Origin of the sequence: Flagellimonas flava (assembly GCF_050617915.1) — a bacterium.
In the GTDB taxonomy this organism is placed as follows: domain Bacteria; phylum Bacteroidota; class Bacteroidia; order Flavobacteriales; family Flavobacteriaceae; genus Flagellimonas; species Flagellimonas flava_A.
The window spans coordinates 1-21,056 of sequence record NZ_JBODQE010000007.1; the positions used below are offsets into that span (position 1 = coordinate 1).

The following is a 21,056-nucleotide window of genomic DNA, read 5'->3' on the forward strand; positions in this document are numbered from 1 at the left end:
TGTGCGTCTGTGTTCACATATCCACTTAAATCAACAGAGTTCCCATCGGCAATGGCAAGGGTGTTGCCCGTCAAACTCAAAGTTTGATCGTCAGTATCTACATATCCACTCAAATCGACAGAGTTACCATCGGCAATGGCGAGGGTGTTCCCCGTCAAGCTCAAGGTCTGGTCGTCCGTATCCGTGTCAATGCTGCTGATGTCAACTGTGTTCCCCCCACTGATGGAAAGGTCCGTCCCGGTTAAGGAAAGGGTTTGCGAATCGGTGTTCACACCGGAAATATCAATAGTGTTTCCATCAGCAATGGTCAAATCTGTTCCCGACAGACTCAAAGTTTGGTCATCGGTGTCCACATATCCACTCAAATCAACTGAGTTACCATCCGCAATGGCAAGGGTGTTCCCCGTCAAACTCAAGGTCTGGTCGTCCGTATCCGTGTCTATGCTGCTAATGTCCACTGTGTTCCCCCCACTGATGGAAAGGTCCGTCCCGGTCAAGGAAAGCGTTTGCGAATCAGTATTTACACCGGAGATGTCAATGGTATTTCCATCTACAATAGTAAGATCCGTTCCAGAAAGACTTAATGTCTGGTCATCGGTATCCACATATCCACTCAAATCAACGGAGTTACCATCCGCAATGGCAAGGGTGTTCCCCGTCAAGCTCAAGGTCTGATCATCCGTATCCGTATCAATGCTACTGATATCGATTGTGTTCCCCCCACTGATGGAAAGGTCCGTCCCGGTCAAGGAAAGCGTTTGCGAATCGGTGTTCACACCGGAGATGTCAATGGTGTTACCATCTACAATGGTAAGATCCGTTCCAGAAAGACTTAATGTCTGGTCATCAGTATCAGTGTCAATAGAACTGATATCAATTGTGTTACCGTCTGCTATTGTCAAATCTGTACCGGAAAGACTCAAAGTCTGATCATCCGTGTCCACATATCCGCTCAAATCAACGGAGTTACCATCGGCAATGGCAAGGGTATTACCCGTCAAACTCAAGGTCTGGTCGTCCGTATCCGTATCAATAGAACTGATGTCAATCGTATTACCGTCTGCTATCGTCAAATCAGTTCCGGATAGGCTCAAAGTCTGGTCATCGGTATCCACATATCCGCTCAAATCAACGGAGTTACCGTCCGCAATGGCAAGGGTGTTACCCGTCAAGCTCAAGGTCTGGTCATCCGTATCCGTGTCTATGCTACTGATATCTATGGTGTTCCCCCCACTGATGGAAAGGTCCGTCCCGGTCAAGGAAAGCGTTTGCGAATCGGTGTTCACACCGGAGATATCGATGGTGTTTCCATCTGCAATCGTCAAATCTGTACCGGAAAGGCTCAAAGTCTGGTCGTCTGTGTCCACATATCCACTCAAATCCACAGAGTTCCCATCCGCAATGGCAAGGGTGTTACCCGTCAAGCTCAAGGTCTGGTCATCCGTATCCGTGTCAATGCTGCTGATATCTATTGTGTTCCCCCCACTGATGGAAAGGTCCGTCCCGGTCAAGGAAAGCGTTTGCGAATCGGTGTTTACACCGGAAATATCAACAGTGTTACCATCCGCAATGGTCAAATCAGTTCCGGATAGGCTCAAAGTCTGATCATCCGTGTCCACATATCCACTCAAATCAACGGAGTTACCATCGGCAATGGCAAGGGTGTTCCCCGTCAAACTCAAGGTCTGGTCGTCGGTATCCGTGTCTATGCTACTGATGTCAATCGTGTTTCCATCCGCAATGGTCAAATCAGTTCCGGATAGGCTCAAAGTTTGATCGTCAGTATCTACATATCCACTCAAATCAACGGAGTTACCGTCCGCAATGGCAAGGGTGTTACCCGTCAAACTCAAGGTCTGGTCGTCGGTATCCGTGTCTATGCTACTGATGTCAATCGTGTTTCCATCCGCAATTGTAAGGTCAGTACCTGACAAGCTCAAAGTCTGGTCATCGGTATCCGTATCTATGCTACTGATGTCAATTGTGTTACCATCCGCAATGGTCAAATCTGTACCGGAAAGGCTCAAAGTCTGGTCATCCGTATCCGTGTCAATGCTGCTAATGTCCACTGTGTTCCCCCCACTGATGGAAAGGTCCGTCCCGGTCAAGGAAAGCGTTTGCGAATCAGTGTTCACACCAGAAATATCGATGGTATTTCCATCTACAATAGTAAGATCCGTTCCAGAAAGACTTAATGTCTGGTCATCTGTGTCTGTATCTATACTGCTGATATCTATGGTGTTTCCATCTGCTATTGTCAAATCTGTTCCTGATAAACTTAGAGTCTGATCATCCGTATCCACATATCCGCTCAGGTCAACAGAGTTCCCATCCGCAATTGCAAGGGTGTTACCCGTCAAACTCAAGGTCTGGTCATCCGTATCCGTATCTATGCTACTAATGTCAACCGTGTTCCCCCCACTGATGGAAAGGTCCGTCCCGGTCAAGGAAAGCGTTTGCGAATCGGTGTTCACACCGGAAATATCGATGGTGTTTCCATCTGCAATCGTCAAATCTGTACCGGAGAGGCTCAAAGTCTGGTCATCGGTATCCACATATCCGCTCAAATCAACGGAGTTGCCATCCGCAATGGCTAGGGTGTTCCCCGTCAAACTCAAGGTCTGGTCGTCCGTATCTGTATCAACAGAGCTGATGTCAATTGTATTACCGTCTGCAATCGTCAAATCAGTTCCGGATAGGCTCAAAGTCTGGTCATCGGTATCCACATATCCGCTCAAATCAACGGAGTTACCGTCCGCGATGGCAAGGGTGTTCCCCGTCAAACTCAAGGTCTGGTCATCCGTATCTATGCTACTAATGTCCACTGTGTTGCCTCCACTGATGGAAAGGTCCGTCCCGGTCAAGGAAAGGGTCTGTGCGTCTGTGTTCACATATCCACTTAAATCAACAGAGTTCCCATCTGCAATGGCAAGGGTGTTACCCGTCAAACTCAAGGTCTGATCATCCGTATCCGTATCTATGCTGCTGATGTCTATGGTGTTTCCATCTGCTATTGTCAAATCTGTTCCTGATAAACTTAGAGTCTGGTCGTCTGTGTCCACATATCCGCTCAAATCAACGGAGTTACCGTCCGCAATGGCAAGGGTGTTACCCGTCAAGCTCAAGGTCTGGTCGTCGGTATCCGTGTCAATGCTACTGATGTCAATTGTGTTCCCCCCACTGATGGAAAGGTCCGTCCCGGTCAAGGAAAGCGTTTGCGAATCGGTGTTCACACCGGAGATATCAATGGTGTTACCATCTACAATGGTAAGATCCGTTCCAGAAAGACTTAATGTCTGGTCATCCGTATCTGTATCAATAGAGCTGATGTCAATTGTATTACCGTCTGCAATAGTCAAATCTGTTCCGGAAAGGCTCAAGGTCTGGTCATCGGTATCCGTGTCTATGCTACTGATGTCAACAGTGTTCCCCCCACTGATGGAAAGGTCCGTCCCGGTCAAGGAAAGCGTTTGCGAATCGGTGTTCACACCGGAGATATCAATGGTGTTACCATCAGCAATGGTCAAATCAGTACCGGAAAGACTTAGTGTTTGGTCATCAGTTCCGGTAAACGTGGTCGGGGTACCATTTTCACTGGTATAAGTGTATGTCCCATCCAGATTGTCCGTCAAGGTGGTTATCGTTTCCGAAATACTGACGGAGGCAACGTTCAAATAAAGGCCTCCATCTGTTCCAAAAGAAATGTCATTATTGGCATTTGCACTTATCAAATCAACCGTTGAAGGCGCAACCCCATCATCCTGTAATGAAATGTTTAATTCACCGGCCACCATGGAAAGTCCGTCTATAGCCTGGTCATCCGTATCCGTGTCTATGCTACTGATGTCAACAGTGTTCCCCCCACTGATGGAAAGATCAGTCCCGGTCAAGGAAAGCGTTTGCGAATCGGTGTTCACACCGGAGATGTCAATGGTGTTACCATCTACAATGGTAAGATCCGTTCCAGAAAGACTTAATGTCTGGTCATCAGTATCAGTGTCAATAGAACTGATATCAATTGTGTTACCGTCTGCTATTGTCAAATCTGTACCGGAAAGACTCAAAGTCTGATCATCCGTGTCCACATATCCGCTCAAATCAACGGAGTTACCATCGGCAATGGCAAGGGTGTTCCCCGTCAAACTCAAGGTCTGGTCATCCGTATCCGTATCAATAGAACTGATGTCAATCGTATTACCGTCTGCTATCGTCAAATCTGTTCCGGAAAGGCTCAAAGTCTGGTCGTCTGTATCCGTGTCTATGCTGCTGATGTCAACCGTGTTCCCCCCACTGATGGAAAGGTCCGTCCCGGTCAAGGAAAGGGTCTGTGCGTCCGTGTTCACATATCCACTTAAATCAACGGAGTTACCGTCCGCAATGGCAAGGGTGTTACCCGTCAAACTCAAGGTCTGATCATCCGTATCCGTATCTATGCTGCTGATGTCTATGGTGTTTCCATCTGCTATTGTCAAATCTGTTCCGGATAGGCTCAAGGTCTGGTCGTCCGTGTCCACATATCCGCTCAAATCAACGGAGTTACCATCCGCAATCGCAAGGGTGTTACCCGTCAAACTCAAGGTCTGGTCATCCGTATCCGTGTCTATGCTGCTGATATCAATCGTGTTCCCCCCACTGATGGAAAGGTCCGTCCCGGTCAAGGAAAGCGTTTGCGAATCGGTGTTCACACCGGAGATATCAATGGTGTTACCATCAGCAATGGTCAAATCAGTACCGGAAAGACTTAGTGTTTGGTCATCAGTTCCGGTAAACGTGGTCGGGGTACCATTTTCACTGGTATAAGTGTATGTCCCATCCAGATTGTCCGTCAAGGTGGTTATCGTTTCCGAAATACTGACGGAGGCAACGTTCAAATAAAGGCCTCCATCTGTTCCAAAAGAAATGTCATTATTGGCATTTGCACTTATCAAATCAACCGTTGAAGGCGCAACCCCATCATCCTGTAATGAAATGTTCAACTCACCGGCCACCATGGAAAGTCCGTCTATAGCCTGGTCATCCGTATCCGTGTCTATGCTACTGATGTCGACCGTGTTCCCCCCACTGATGGAAAGGTCCGTCCCGGTCAAGGAAAGCGTTTGCGAATCGGTATTTACACCGGAGATATCAATGGTGTTACCATCCGCAATGGTCAAATCTGTACCGGAAAGGCTTAAAGTCTGATCATCCGTATCCACATATCCGCTCAAATCAACGGAGTTACCATCGGCAATGGCAAGGGTGTTACCCGTCAAGCTCAAGGTCTGGTCATCCGTATCCGTATCTATGCTACTGATGTCAACCGTGTTCCCCCCACTGATGGAAAGGTCCGTCCCGGTCAAGGAAAGCGTTTGCGAATCGGTGTTCACACCGGAGATGTCAATGGTGTTACCATCCGCAATGGTCAAATCTGTACCGAAAAGGCTTAAAGTCTGATCATCCGTATCCACATATCCGCTCAAATCAACGGAGTTACCGTCCGCGATGGCAAGGGTGTTCCCCGTCAAACTCAAGGTCTGGTCATCCGTATCCGTATCTATGCTGCTGATGTCTATGGTGTTTCCATCTGCTATTGTCAAATCTGTTCCGGATAGGCTCAAGGTCTGGTCGTCCGTATCTGTATCAATAGAGCTGATGTCAATTGTATTACCGTCTGCAATCGTCAAATCCGTGCCGGAAAGGCTCAAGGTCTGGTCATCCGTATCCGTGTCTATGCTGCTGATGTCCACTGTATTTCCTCCACTTATGGAAATGTCTGTTCCTGTCAAAGAAAGGGTCTGTGCGTCTGTGTTCACATATCCACTTAAATCAACGGAGTTACCGTCCGCAATGGCAAGGGTGTTCCCCATCAAACTCAAGGTCTGATCATCCGTATCTATGCTGCTGATGTCAACCGTGTTCCCCCCACTGATGGAAAGGTCCGTCCCGGTCAAGGAAAGTGTTTGCGAATCAGTATTTACACCGGAGATATCAATGGTGTTACCATCCGCAATGGTCAAATCAGTTCCGGATAGGCTTAAAGTCTGGTCATCTGTATCCACATATCCGCTCAGGTCAATGGAGTTACCGTCCGCAATGGCAAGGGTGTTCCCCGTCAAACTCAAGGTCTGGTCGTCCGTGTCCGTGTCTATGCTACTGATATCTATGGTGTTCCCCCCACTGATGGAAAGGTCAGTCCCGGTCAAGGAAAGCGTTTGCGAATCGGTGTTCACACCGGAGATGTCAATGGTGTTACCATCTACAATGGTCAAATCAGTTCCGGATAGGCTCAAGGTCTGGTCATCCGTATCCGTATCTATGCTACTGATGTCCACTGTGTTCCCCCCACTGATGGAAAGATCCGTCCCGGTCAAGGAAAGGGTCTGTGTGTCCGTGTTCACATATCCACTTAAATCAACGGAGTTACCATCGGCAATGGCAAGGGTGTTACCCGTCAAGCTCAAGGTCTGGTCATCCGTATCCGTGTCTATGCTACTGATGTCAACCGTGTTCCCCCCACTGATGGAAAGGTCCGTCCCGGTCAAGGAAAGCGTTTGCGAATCGGTGTTCACACCGGAGATGTCAATGGTGTTACCATCAGCAATGGTCAAATCTGTACCGGATAGGCTCAAAGTCTGGTCGTCTGTGTCCACATATCCGCTGAGGTCAACAGAGTTCCCATCCGCAATTGCAAGGGTGTTACCCGTCAAACTCAAGGTCTGGTCATCCGTATCCGTGTCTATGCTACTGATATCTATTGTGTTCCCCCCACTGATGGAAAGGTCCGTCCCGGTCAAGGAAAGGGTCTGTGCGTCCGTGTTCACATATCCACTTAAATCAACGGAGTTCCCATCCGCAATGGCAAGGGTGTTACCCGTCAAACTCAAGGTCTGGTCATCGGTATCAGTATCTATCAAAGCCGCCAATGCTGCCAGGGCAACTGAAAATGTATTCGCGTCGGAATCCGTAATTTCAAGGTTGGTATTGGTTCCATCAATTCCGAAAGAAGTAATCGTGGTATTGGTATCTGTAAGTGTATCGCTTAAACTGCTTAAATCGACACTTACATTACCCCCATTTTCCAATGTCAATGTTAATTCGTTTGTTGCTCCATCCAACGTAAACCCAGTTAACTGCTGATCATCTGTTGATGTCAATTCCCAAGAATCACCATCCCAAAAATAAATGGTTCCGGTATTGGTATTGACATAAACGTCTCCAGTATCTGCACCAGCAGGAGTTATTGCTCCGGCCGCGGTGACCGCAGTTCCGCTCAAGACCTCGCAGTTACATTGATCTTGTAGGGTTACTGTGGTTTGAGAAAATGCAATTCCTGTGAAAAGCATGAGGATTGCAACTAAGATGCTCTTTTTCATGGGGTTATGATTAGTAGACATCGGGTCTGGGTTGAATTATTGTAATTGTTAGAGCTTAATAAAGCTTTTAAATCTGTTGTTCTTTTTGCATAGTATTTCTACACCTTACAAAATTACCCTTACCTCTAGGGGGGGAAAATATTTGTTGTGTACGCTTGAAATCCGACGGTATAGGGTTTAAATTCTGAGGTTACCTTTTTATTTTGAGGTAAAAAATTCAAGGTAGTTGGTCGATTAAACCAACGCAGTAAAAGGCTAAAGCGCATAGCAAAATTGATTTTCAGGCCCTTAAATTGGATTAATTAGCTGTAAGAATTGGATGTAAAAAAAGGTCTAATCCCTATTTACCCGATACGTAATTCCTCGATTGGTTATTACCGTAGGAATGTTTAAAACGGACATTGGTGAGAACTCGGAAGTAGAGTTGCTCAAGGTAGCGGTAGCGGTTATCAAATCCCCACCAGAAGGAATTACAGACAAAGGAATGGAAAACTCAAATGCATTGGTGTTATCCGTATTTCCATCAGCATCCGAATAGGCTGAAACATTGCCATCTGTATCGGAACCGCCACCTTCAACAGCTGTACCCAGGAAGGTCTGACCTTCACCATAGTCTATGGATAGGCCTAATTGATTGTCACCACTTGTTGCGGTTCCTTCACTAACATCTGTTAAGAAAAACTCCAAAGTAGTTCCAGGTCGTGACCAACCCTTCACCACAAGATTCGAACCAGATAGATAGATTGATTCAATAATCGGGAAGTTCAACAAATTGTTGGGTCCGCTATCTGCGTCTCCATTATCATTAACGGTAACTCCATCCCCGACTCCTGCAGCAGCATCCAAATCAATTCCCAGAGCTGCGGCGGAAGTTCCATTGGCATATATGGAGTTTTGGCTGATCAGGTTGCCTGTACCACCTATGACAACTATTCCGGCACCACCGTTGCTATAAATTTGATTATTAGTCAGTTGCGAGTTGTCCCCAGCAACCAGCACACCCATGTTTTCCACATTTCCTGAGCAGTTGCCACCGTCTTGACCGGAGGCCGTAATGGCATTTTCGGTAATGGTCAAAGCACCAGTGCTTGCTGAGGCATCTATGCCCGATGCAGCGGCGTTTTCAATTAGGTTTTGTTGGATAGTTATTGCACTTCCTCCCAAAATCTCAATATTGTCATCACAGGCTTGATTGCCATTGGAGGTTATATGATTGTTCTGAATCAAACTACTGGTTCCGCCATTAATTAAAATTCCAACATCTAGATTGGTTGCAATATAATTGGCATCAATAGTTGGGTTGCCACCCAATATCTCAATCCCGTAATTTATGTTTCCAGCATTTGAACCCTGGGCATTGACCCCTACTAGATTGGAAACAATATTAGCCGTACCACTATTGATTTGTATTGCCGCATTGTTATTTGCGCTCACAGCCAAATTTCTAATAGTTACATTGGCTTGTACATCAAATACATCACCTTGATTTCTATACACTTGAATTTCTGGTCGGGAATATGTTGGCAAGCTAATTGCCGAGGTTCCCACAGTACTGCCTCCAGAACCAACAGTTCCTGAATTGGTGTCTCCAGAATAGGCTGTTTGCGTTCTACCATCAATAATTGTGTTATTGGCAGTAATTGCATTTAAAGGGGTGGCAGCTGAAATTGTAATATCAAAATAGCCGCTGGCGTAGTTGGAGTCCGCCGTTCTTCCCAATGCGTCTGAACTTGGAGGAATCATGAAGATAGAGGTATCTTCACCTGCGGCTGGGTCAAAAATGGAATTTGCCCCAATATCCAATCCGGTTTCATCCAGATTGTTTGCATTTATGATGAATTGTCCTAAAGAACCTTGACCATCGCCATTTGTATTCACAATGGTGTTAAAGTTGAATCCGAAATCCAATCCTACAATACCCCCGCTTGCTATGGTTACTGCCGAACGGGTCTGAGCCCCTGTCAAAGTCCCAGTACCAACGTCTTCAGCAGAAGGGTTAGCACCACCAACTTCTCCGGTGACGTCCACAAAGGAACCGGAAGTATTATAATTTCGATATGTTTGTACTGGCCAGCAAGAAGTGCATCCCACTCCCCCGCCACGGGTTGATCTTACCGTGGAATTTACCGCTCTAATCGTGTAATTTCCATCAGGGATACCTCCAAATGTATAATCCCCGTCACTATTGGAAGTAACACTTTCCATATACACATTAGAAGAATCGTAAAGCTCTAGGGTAACATTTTCAACACCTACGCCTGAAGCTGTCGCCATGTCCCTTCCAGCACCTCCGGGATAGTTGACATCCTCAAAGACAGTCCCAGTAACCAAATTGGACTGTACCCGAATCAATACTGCGTTAAAAAATACAGCATCATTGGCAACAGAAACGTTTGCTGTTACTTGCGAATCGCCAGGAGAAATGTATGAGGAAATTCCGTATGTATCCAAATCCACCCCATAGGTTGTAGCATCATTATAAACAGGTGCTTGTGTATCATCGTAAATGGTACCGTTGTAGGCATTAGTTCCTGTTTGTCCCCCATCACCACTCAGGGTGAATGTTGATCCTGATTCATTTGTTATGGAGAGGGTTTCCGAGGCCCCAGAGAGCGTATCGTCCCCTTCCCAAGATAAGAAAGTGGCTTTGGCTCCTGAGCCTGCAATGGCATAAAACGAATCCAAAGTAAACGAATCGCTTGCATTTCTAAGTCGTTGAAATCCTTGGTATAAATTAATACTGGATGCTGGTAGTGTAGGATCGTCGTAAAAGACCATCAAAGCCCATCCGCCCAAAACACCTTGGCTTCCGCAGCTACTTGTTGTATCAATAGTCAAATCGGCAAAATCGTATGTATTGGTAGAAGGATCGGCCAAACCAGTAACTATGGACGTAACATCACTTAGGTAACTCCAATAGGTTGCGGAATAGGCATTATAGGCCAAATCCGCAGTTATGGCTTGTCCTTCAAAGGTAACATCCGCATCCATGGTAGAGCTGGAATGTGCCCAATATAAATATGCTTTTCTTATGGTTGCCGTACCTGGAATTGGAGCTATCAAGGTGGCCGAACTGGAATTGGTCACCGCACAGGGGTCTGTGTTATTGTCAGCTGTTCTTAAGGTATTTCCGGTAACTACGTAATCCACATTTCCATGGAACTCCTCGTAAAGTACCAGCGGAGCATCTGAAGAAATCTGGGAATTGATTGTACCTGTCGCCGTGTCCGTGATATCCACAGTCCCGTCAGACGAGCTCGTAAATTGTATGGTAAAGGTTTCGTCCGACTCCACTACGGCATCATTGGTTATCGGAACTGTAATAGTTTCGGTATCGCCAACGGTACCATTAAAACTAAGGGTTCCCGTGGTACTTGTGTAATCGCTTCCAGCCAAGGCTGTTCCGTCCACAGTTTGAAAATTGACCGTAAATGCTCCTGAAGCGCTCAAACCTGTATGTGTGACCGTAAATACGGCATTGCCTGCATCTTCATTCACACTGACATCAGTAATGTCCATTGTTGGGCCTGGGGTATAACAGGAAACGGTCGCTTCCCATCCGTTGTTGGTCACACTAAAATCTGATGTAAACCGAAAAGTCAAACAACCTGAGCCATCACTTGAGGTGATGGTGCTAGGAGGGGTATTTCCATTGTGATATTGACCAATTAAGGTTCCGCCTGTTGTGGTACCTTCATAAACATAAAGAAAGTCATATCCGTTCTCTACATCGAAGCTAGTAAAGTTGATTCGGACAAAACTTCCTCCTGTATCCGGGCAAATGGTATACGTAATGTCTTCATTGTTGGAGTATGTTGCAGATTGACCTCCTGTATCCAAGAAAGTTCCATTACACGAGTTATCTGTTACCCCATCTGTGATGATCAGGCCGTCATTATCTGTTATGTTACCGATTGCGGTATCTGAAAAGTCCACCGAACCATCGGAAGAGGCTGTAAATTGAATGGTAAAAGTCTCGGTGCTCTCCAGGGTACCATCATCCGTAATGGGGACTGTAATGTTGTCCGTATCGCCGGAAGTTCCATTAAAGTTGAGCGTTCCACTGGTAAAGGTATAATCACTTCCTGAAGTTGCGGTACCATTTACGGTTTGAAAATTAACGGTAAATGCCCCTGATGCATTGGCACCTGTATGTGTTACTGTAAAAACCGCATTCCCCGCGCCTTCATCAACAGTTATATCATTGACCGTAACCGTAGGGTTAAAGGTAGCTGTGAACAGCACATTGTCTATGTAAATCGTTTCACTGCTTCCCCAGTTGGAATCTCCACCAACAAATCTTATGGACGAGTTCGCCGAGATCTCATCAGCGGTTAAATTGTGTGAGACCGAACCTGTAGCTGTACTATTGATTGTCGCAACGGTTTGGTAAGACGAGGTATTGTCGTTCCATAATTGCACCAAGAGCGATTCATTTCCCCTGGAGGAGGCATCATAATCCAAATCCAAGGTAACACTTGAGGCGCCGGACAAATTCAAATCCCTAAAAATGGTTCTACTATCTATATTATTGAACTCTAGTTCATTCCCTACAATTTCTATACGTCCGGAACTTGGACTGTCATCATCGCCAGTTTCGTCCCAACTGGTTGCAAAATTCTGGGAACCGTCGTTATTGGAATATGAGGTGGAACTAAAATTATCGCGATAGGTATCCTGCCCCATCATGGAGAAACAGGCAAAAACAAATAGCACGTTGCATAGCGCAATTGTTCTTTTTAGAGGTTTTATTTTGGTAAGCATATAGTTAGTGGAATATACTTTTTCCAAATGTAACCGTAGTTCCATGCGCCTCTAAATAATTGTTGTGAAAGGGCTTATCGATAAAGTGAACAGGTATAAATGTGGGGTGAGGAATAACCGATTTGAGCTATAAATACAAAAAAAGGAACCTGAATTTGAGGTTCCTTTTTATAATTTGCGTAAAAATATTGCGCTATTCGAATATGATGAATTCCGATCTTCGATTCAACTGATGCTCGTCGCTTGAACAGCGCACCCCATTGCTACAATTATTTACCAATCGTTTTTCTCCAAAACCTTCTCCTTGAAGTCTATCTGCAGCTATTCCTTTGGAAATCATATAATTTACGGTAGATTCTGCCCTCTTCTGGGACAGCCACAGGTTATAAGCATCATTGCCCCTACTATCTGTATGGGAATTCACCTTGATTTTCAAGCTTGGATATTTCTCCATGGCCACGATGACCTTTTGAATCTCAATTTCGGCATCTGGGCGAATATTGTACTTGTTCAAATCAAAGTAGATGGTACTCAGCTGCAGTAATTTGGCCAGATCATCACCGAATCCTCCCGTGACCACATCACGTTCTAGATAAAAGTCCACAATTCTTGGCTTGCCATAGGACTTGTTGAGGTATTCCTCGGCCGGAACATATCCATCCCTTGATGCCCGTACAAAATTGCCTTTGGAACAATCCAAACTTAGCACATAGTTGCCTTGTGAATCGGTTAAGGTAGATGATACCTCCTTGTTTTCTTCGTCAATGATCATAACAGTTGCGCCTGCCAAAACCTCATTAGAAATCCTATCCCTCACCGTTCCAGTTACTTCTTGGATACAATCCAAGACCAGGGGTTCGTTCTCTGTAAACTCGTAAATATCGTCTTCACCCATACCGCCTTCGCGATTGGATGAGAAGTAGCCAATCTTGGTTTCATTATCCAGGATAAAGGCAAAATCATCTTGATTCCCATTTACTGGTTTTCCCACATTTACCACAGGTTCGTTGAAGTTTCCAAAAGTGATTTTGGTCGCAAAAACGTCCAAACCTCCCAAGCCAGGGTGCCCATCCGAAGAAAAATACAATATCCCCTCCTGGGTGATATAAGGAAAAGTTTCCCGAGCCCTTGTGTTAATGTTTTTGCCAAGATTGATGATAGGCCCATAAGTTCCATCACCAATGATTTCCGTATAAAATATATCGGACTCCCCTACTGCGCCTGGCATGTCCGAAACAAAATAAAGTTTCTTCCCGTCCGGACTCAAGACTGGGTGGGCCACGGAATACGAATCGCTGTTGAAGGGCAATTCAATGATGTTGGTCCATTCACCATCTACCAATTCCGCGCTATAAATTTTAAGCCTGATGATACCCTGCTCATCTTTATATTTTTTACCATCCAAGAAGTTATTCCGCGTAAAATACATGGTTGTCCCATCCTTGGAAACCACAGAAGTGGATTCGTGGAGTCTGGTGTTTACATCCCCAGGAACCTTGACCACACGATTATTGGAAACGCTATCCGCATTGACCTTGTACAAATCCAAGAAATCCTTGGAGTTCCACGTATGCCTGTACCTAGCCAAATTTCCAGTATCCCTATCGGAAGAAAATATCAGTCCCTTTTCGTAGAATGCTGCTGCAAAATCCGAGTATTTGCTGTTGTAAGCGAATGGCTTGACACTAAATCTTCCTGAGTTCTTCTCTATCTTGGCCAAGTAGTCCTCATCTGAGGGGAACTCTCCTTGGGCAGTCATTTGCTTGAACTTGGACATCATCTCAGATGCGGCATCGTATTCCCCAAGGGTTTTTAAACTTTGTGCGTATCTAAAGAAGTAATCCGGTTCTGTTTCATCAGGATAGGCCTCGGCCAACCTTTTGTATACATTTGCCGCTTCTTCGTATTTGGCATTGAAGTAATAGGCATTTCCCAAGCGTTTCAACAAATCCTGGGATACATATCCTTTATCCAATACCTTTTTATAAATATCAATGGCCGGACTAAAGGAATATTCGTTATAGCGTTCGTCCGCCTTGGCCTGGGCTTTGGCTCCCTGTTTTTCATTCACCTTTACCTCCTCCTGAGACCAAAATGGGCTAGAATATCCTAGAAAAACAATTACAAGGATTAGTATTCTTTTTTGCATAGTTCAGGTATTAAAAGAATCTAGGTGAAACCGTTCTTTGGAATGCCTTCAACAATTCCAGTCGTAAAAACACTTCAAAAGACCCATCATTGAATTGGGTTCCTCCCAGTTCCGTGGTCTCCCGATCATACGCCAGACCAAGCATTATCTGATCCGTTATCTGGAACCCTGCCAAAGCACTAACAGCCGCATCCAATCTATAGGCCCCGCCAAAATAGAATTTATCCGCATATAGGAAATTGGCCGATATATCCACTTGCAAAGGAGCTCCTCCCACAGCTTTGGTCAACAAAGCGGGTTTGAACTGCAAATCTGCATTCAAATCGAAAACATAGCCGGTGATCAAATAGAAATTGATGCGTTCCGTGGACAAGAAGTTTACGGAATTGGCATCGTTCGCATTATTATCAAAATACTCCGTCTCCAAGATATTGGGAGCGGATACACCAAAATAAAACTTGTCCGTATGGTAGTAAATGCCCAATCCGAAATTTGGATTGAACTGGTTATCTATGTTATCCTGTTGCACCACCTCTTGATCAAAATTCCGTAACCCGTTAAAATCCAGACTCAGCATATTTCCCCCAGCCTTTAGTCCGAAGGAAAGCTTCGCATCCAAGGCAACATCTATGGTATATGACAGCACAGCATCAAAATAGGTCTCTTGAACCACCCCATCTCCTATATTGTCATTGACTATGGATACCCCATACCCCAATCTACTATTTCTTATGGGGGAATGAAGGTTGAGACTAAAAGTCTCAGGTGCGCCATCAAGCCCTATCCACTGGGAACGATACAGACCTGCAAAGCTCAATTGTCCCCGAGAACCCGCATAAGCTGGGTTCACAGTCAGTGTATTGAACATATACTGGGTATACTGGGCATCTTGTTGGGCAACAAGACTCTGAATTGTGATTCCAATAAGTAAAAACGGAATTAAAAAGTGCTTTTTAATCATTCTGTTTCAATATGTTACCTACTTATATAAATGTATTCGGAGTCGGTAAAACTTCCTTCTTCCGTTTCATAGTCAAAGATATAAAAATATACCCCCGCCGGAAGATAATCGTTCACGCTTAGGGTTGACCTACCACGTGATCTGCCGTCAAATACATTATTGATGTTGTCGTAATCTTTTCCTTCGTAAACCGCCACACCCCATCTGTTAAAGATGCGAAGTGTACTGGTCTTAATATTTCTTACCCCTCTTATAAATAAGAAATCATTTTTTAGATCCCCATTGGGTGTCAGCATTTGGTTCACCTCAATATTTTCCACTGATACCGTAACTACGGCAGTATCACAATTGTCAGGGTCATCTGCCTCACAAATTTGATATTCAATGGTATAGATGCCATCAGGAGTATTTGGAGTCACTTCAACACTTCCGTCTGGGTTAATGGTCAAAGCACCAGTTGGAGTGGAAGTGAGAATCACATTGATTATCGTCGCAGGTTCGCCATCTAAGGTGTCGTTGGAGAGCACATCACTGCCGGTAATCAATCCACCAGCACTTGTTGAACCATATGCATCATCCACAGCTACAATCTCATTCACCATGGCTGGGCCTACCTCTATGGTCACTGTACCCGAATCGCAGTTCTCGACATCCGCCATCTCACAGATGGTGTATTCGATGGTATAGCTTCCTTCTTCTGTTCCTGGAGTTACAAGAATACTTCCATCCTCCAGAATTGTCAATTCCTCGGTAGGAGTTGAACTTAGTATAACATTCTCCAAAGTTACAGGCATCCCATCCAGGGTATCATTATCAAGTACGTTACTGTTCGGAATCTCACCTCCAGAAGTATCAGCACTATAGGAATCATCCATTGCGATAATTTCATTCATCATTGCAGGGCCCACCTCAACGGTTACAGTACCCGTGTCGCAGTTATCCATATTAGCTAGCTCACAGATGGTATAGTCTATTGTATAAATACCATCAGGGGTTCCCGGCTCCACTCTAATAGTTCCATCCTCAAGAATCGTTAAAACATCTGTTGGTGTGGAAATTAAAATGACATCCTCCAAGGTTACAGATTCTCCATCCAAGGTATCGTTGGCAAGTACATCGCTATTAGGAATCTCACCTTCATCCCCATTCGTAGTAAATGAGTCATCTACCGCAACAATGGTCTTGGGACTATCAGGATCTAAGTAGTCAGGAGTACCGTCATCGTCGGTATCATCGTTGGTGGGGTCGTCGTCACCGTCCGGGTCCTCATCCGGGGTGTCGATCCCGTCGCCGTCGTCGTCCAGATCGCGGTAGTTTACGTCCTCCGTGCCATCCGTGTCCGGCAGGTCGTTGGCAGGGTCGTCGATCTCATCGTTCACGTCATAACCATCGTTCACGTCCGAGCCCTCATATCCGTCGTCCAGTCCGTCGTTGTCCGTGTCCGTGCCCGTGTAGGCCTGATCGGGAACACCGTCAAAGTTGAAGTCGTTCCCCTCGTTGTTGTCCGGTACCAGGTCGTTGTCCGTATCATCGTCCAGGTAATCCGGAATTTCGTCGTCATCCGTGTTCTCAGGGGAAAGCCCGCCCAAATAAGCAGAGTTCACACCTTGGTTCGCCTCATAGGTCGCCTCGTCGTCATCGTTCGGTGGGATATAGGTGGCCGTGGGCTGCGCCTCAACATTGTCCGGGATACCGTCATCGTCACTGTCGATGTCCAGGTGGTCGGGCCTTCCGTCCCCATCGCTGTCCAAGGGATTGGTCAGGGGATCGTCGTCCCCGTCTATATTATGGTCCTCAGTGGTATCGAGGATACCGTCGTTGTCATCGTCAAGATCCACAAGATCCGGTACGCCATCATCATCGGTGTCGTCCCCAGGTCCATCTGGATCCAGGTAGTCCGGAGTGCCATCATCGTCCGTATCGTCATTGGTGGGGTCGTCGTCACCGTCCACGTCCTCATCAGGGGTGTCGATACCGTCCCCGTCGTCGTCCAGGTCGCGGTAGTTCACGTCCTCTGTCCCATCGGTGTCCGGCAGGTCGTTGGCAGGGTCGTCGATCTCGTCGTTCACGTCATAACCATCGTTCACGTCCGAGCCCTCGTAACCGTCGTCCAGTCCGTCGTTGTCCGTGTCCGTGCCCGTATAGGCCTGATCGGGAATTCCGTCAAAGTTGAAGTCGTTCCCCTCATTGTTGTCCGGTACCAGGTCATTGTCCGTATCATCGTCCAGATAGTCCGGAATTTCGTCGTCATCCGTGTTCTCAGGGGTAAGCCCGCCCAAATAGGCAGAGTTCACACCTTGGTTCGCCTCATAGGTCGCCTCATCGTCGTCGTTAGGTGGAATATAGGTGGCCGTGGGCTGTGCCTCGACATTGTCCGGGATACCGTCATCGTCACTGTCGATGTCCAGGTGGTCCGGCCTTCCGTCCCCATCACTGTCCAAGGGGTTGGTCAGCGGGTCGTCGTCGCCATCTATGTTGTGGTCCTCCGTGGTATCGAGGATACCGTCATTATCGTCATCAAGGTCCACAAGGTCCGGTACGCCGTCATCATCGGTGTCGTCCCCAGGTCCGTCCGGATCAAGGTAATCGGGGGTACCGTCATCGTCCGTATCGTCATTGGTGGGGTCATCGTCACCGTCAACGTCCTCGTCAGGGGTGTCGATTCCGTCCCCGTCGTCGTCCAGGTCGCGGTAGTTCACGTCTTCCGTCCCGTCCGTGTCCGGCAGGTCGTTGGCAGGGTCGTCGATCTCGTCGTTCACGTCATAACCATCGTTGACATCAGACCCCTCGTAACCATCGTCCAGTCCGTCGTTGTCCGTGTCCGTGCCCGTATAGGCCTGATCGGGAACTCCGTCAAAGTTGAAGTCGTTCCCCTCGTTGTTGTCCGGTACCAGATCGTTGTCCGTATCATCGTCCAGATAGTCAAGATTGTCAACACCATCGGTATTTACAGGGTCAATTCCCTCATCGCCACTTCCTTCATAGGCATTGTCCAACCCATCATAATCATCATCTTGCCCAGTTGGTGGAATGTAACCGGCTGTGGTCTGGCCTTCTACATTGTCAGGAATTCCATCATCATCTGAATCTATATCCCTAAAGTCTTTGACACGGTCATCATCTGAATCAATGGGCTGAAGTCCCAGACAGCCACATGCGCTAAGTCCATAGGCATCATCCAAACCATTGCCGTCCATATCTTTTCCTGAGGGCGGAATATATTTGGAGGTTTTTTGGGCTTCTATATTGTCCAGGATACCGTCATTGTCTGAATCAATATCCTTGTAATCTGGGATATAATCCCCATCCGTATCAACTGGGATCAGGCCACCACAACTTCCAGGGGTTTCCTCGTAGGCATCGTCCAATCCATTTCCATCTACATCTTCCCCAGAAGGGGCCACATACCCTGGCAAAGGTTGTGCCTCAATGTTATCAATGATACCATCATCATCGGAATCCAAATCCAAATAGTCAGGTACCCCATCTCCATCGGTATCGGTAGGATTGGTCCAATATTTATCGTCACCATCCTCATTCTTGTCTTCAACCGAATTAATTATACCGTCGTTGTCATTATCTATATCCTTGTTGTCAGGAACTCCGTCTCCGTCTGTGTCCGTGTAGAACGAGATTGGTGCCTCCAATGTTGAAGCGTGAGCAGCATTTTGAAAGCTCAAACAAAATGCAACGAATGCCAGTGAAAAAAGACTATATGAAACCTTTTTCTTAAGATTTAAGAAAGTAATTTTTTCCATAATGATAGTTTTGGTCAACGTATCACCATGGCATTAGTGTTCTCGAACTAGTAAGAAAATGGGGCTTTTCTTTACTATTTTTGGCTATTGGGTTCTCGCTTCCCAACAACCAACTTTTGCGCACATAGTTAATGCATTTGATGTGCAAGACCTATTTTTATCGACAAAAGGCAAATTCCTCATCATTACCTACCACTTATATTTATACGAACAGATTCTGTGAACGGATTATTGGTGGGTAAAAATCTAGTTTTTTGCGACGGAAAATTACTTCACTTTTTTCTTTCAAATGGCATTTTTAAACAATTTTTGTCTTCTTTCTTTTAACAAATGTCTAAGTGGCTCCAAATAGAATTTATAAGCCATAAAACCCCTATTTTTGCCGAAATTTTTGTAGATGGATTTTGAAAAGGAAATAGCCAGACGAAGGACTTTTGGAATTATCTCCCACCCTGATGCGGGTAAAACAACCTTGACCGAAAAATTATTGCTGTTCGGTGGGGCCATTCAGGAAGCCGGAGCGGTCAAAAACAACAAAATCAAAAAGTCGGCCACCAGTGATTTTATGGAGATTGAGCGTCAGAGGGGAATTTCCGTGGCCACATCTGTATTGGCCTTTATCTACAAGGACAAAAAAATCAATATTCTAGATACTCCGGGGCACAAGGATTTTGCCGAGGATACTTTTAGGACATTAACTGCCGTGGACAGCGTCATTGTGGTAATTGATGTTGCCAAAGGGGTTGAGGAGCAAACGGAAAAATTGGTGGAAGTATGCCGAATGCGGAACATTCCCATGATTGTTTTCATCAACAAATTGGACCGCGAAGGGAAAGATGCGTTTGACCTTTTGGATGAAGTAGAACAAAAACTTGGACTTTCCGTTACCCCATTGAGTTTTCCGATTGGGATGGGCTACGATTTTAAGGGAATCTACAACATCTACGAGAAAAATATCAACCTGTTCAGCGGCAACAGTAAACAGAATATTGAAGAAACCATTGCATTTACCGATATGGAAAGCCCTGAATTGGAGCAAATCATTGGAGAAAGCGCAGCTGAGGAGCTAAGGGACAACTTGGAACTGGTCTCTGGGGTTTATCCTGAGTTTGATATGAAGGCTTATCTGGAAGGCATGCAACAGCCTGTCTTCTTTGGTTCTGCACTAAACAACTTTGGAGTTCGGGAATTGCTGGATTGTTTTGTGGACATTGCACCTTCTCCAAGAGCTAAAATGGCCGAAGAGCGCCTTGTGGAATCGGATGAAAAAGACTTTTCGGGCTTTGTTTTTAAAATCCATGCCAATATGGACCCAAAGCACCGCGATAGACTGGCCTTTATCAAAATTGTATCGGGTACCTTTGAACGAAATAAACCTTACCTCCACGTACGACAAGATAAAAAGCTGAAATTCTCAAGCCCCAACGCTTTTTTTGCTGAAAAAAAGGAAATCGTAGATATCTCTTATCCAGGGGATATTGTGGGTTTGCATGACACTGGAAATTTCAAGATTGGAGATACCCTGACCAATGGGGAAAAATTAAACTACAAGGGCATTCCGAGTTTTTCACCCGAGCATTTTAGGTATATAAACAATGCTGACCCCATGAAAGCCAAGCAATTGTATAAGGGGATAGACCAATTAATGGATGAAGGTGTGGCGCAATTATTTACTTTGGAAATGAACGGCCGTAAGGTTATTGGCACTGTGGGAGCACTACAGTACGAGGTAATCCAATACCGCTTGGAGCATGAATATGGCGCCAAATGCACCTATGAAAACTTCCCTGTGCACAAAGCTTGCTGGGTAGAGGCGGAAGATCCAAATAGTGAAGAGTTTAAAGAATTTAAACGGGTAAAACAGAAATTCTTGGCCAAGGATAAAAGAGGCCAGCTTGTTTTTCTTGCAGACTCGGCTTTTTCACTTCAAATGACCCAACAGAAGTATCCATCAGTTAAGCTACGCTTTACTTCGGAGGTAACGGAATAGCAACACTTTACTTACATCACGTCTAATCAGGAAGTTGCAAAAATTCAATTCATGGATTTTTTGTACTTTATTGGCTGTAACC

At 45.8% G+C, this 21,056-nt stretch carries 6 protein-coding genes; 1 reads left to right on the plus strand and 5 read right to left on the minus strand.

Annotated elements, in window-relative coordinates:
* The 5 genes from ACRHOZ_RS16570 to ACRHOZ_RS16590 form a co-directional block, all read right to left on the minus strand.
* The coding region (locus ACRHOZ_RS16570; RefSeq protein WP_431127871.1) for a beta strand repeat-containing protein at window positions 1–7,352 on the minus strand (7,352 nt) is incomplete at its 3' end.
* A 333-nt stretch (window positions 7,353–7,685) separates the two neighbouring features.
* Window positions 7,686–12,161: a beta strand repeat-containing protein gene (locus tag ACRHOZ_RS16575; RefSeq protein WP_431127874.1), complete on the minus strand. Its 4,476-nt coding sequence runs from the start codon at window positions 12,159–12,161 to the stop codon at window positions 7,686–7,688.
* Between the two features lie 148 nt (window positions 12,162–12,309).
* On the minus strand, window positions 12,310–14,265 hold the full coding sequence (locus ACRHOZ_RS16580; RefSeq protein ID WP_431127877.1) for an OmpA family protein: 1,956 nt from the start codon (window positions 14,263–14,265) through the stop codon (window positions 12,310–12,312).
* A gap of 10 nt (window positions 14,266–14,275) precedes the next feature.
* Entirely contained in the window at window positions 14,276–15,226 is a 951-nt protein-coding gene (locus ACRHOZ_RS16585; RefSeq protein ID WP_431127881.1) for a PorP/SprF family type IX secretion system membrane protein, read from the minus strand.
* A 14-nt stretch (window positions 15,227–15,240) separates the two neighbouring features.
* Window positions 15,241–18,984 carry a gliding motility-associated C-terminal domain-containing protein gene (locus ACRHOZ_RS16590; protein WP_431127884.1) on the minus strand — a complete coding sequence of 1,248 codons (3,744 nt, stop codon included), beginning with the start codon at window positions 18,982–18,984 and terminating at the stop codon, window positions 15,241–15,243.
* 397 nt (window positions 18,985–19,381) lie between these two features.
* On the opposite strand from ACRHOZ_RS16590, the gene ACRHOZ_RS16595 reads away from it, so the two are divergent.
* The gene (locus ACRHOZ_RS16595; RefSeq protein ID WP_431127887.1) at window positions 19,382–20,974 is read left to right on the plus strand and encodes a peptide chain release factor 3; all 1,593 of its coding nucleotides are present in this window, start codon (window positions 19,382–19,384) and stop codon (window positions 20,972–20,974) included.
* The last annotated feature ends 82 nt before the right edge of the window (window positions 20,975–21,056 follow it).

What these genes read in the sequence shown, in the direction of transcription:
- ACRHOZ_RS16580 (WP_431127877.1), bottom strand. Translation starts at nt 14,265, where the DNA reads ATGCAAAAAAGAATACTAATCCTTGTAATTGTTTTTCTAGGATATTCT.
- ACRHOZ_RS16585 (WP_431127881.1), bottom strand. Translation starts at nt 15,226, where the DNA reads ATGATTAAAAAGCACTTTTTAATTCCGTTTTTACTTATTGGAATCACA.
- ACRHOZ_RS16575 (WP_431127874.1), bottom strand. Translation starts at nt 12,161, where the DNA reads ATGGAACTACGGTTACATTTGGAAAAAGTATATTCCACTAACTATATG.
- ACRHOZ_RS16590 (WP_431127884.1), bottom strand. Translation starts at nt 18,984, where the DNA reads ATGGAAAAAATTACTTTCTTAAATCTTAAGAAAAAGGTTTCATATAGT.
- ACRHOZ_RS16595 (WP_431127887.1), top strand. Translation starts at nt 19,382, where the DNA reads ATGGATTTTGAAAAGGAAATAGCCAGACGAAGGACTTTTGGAATTATC.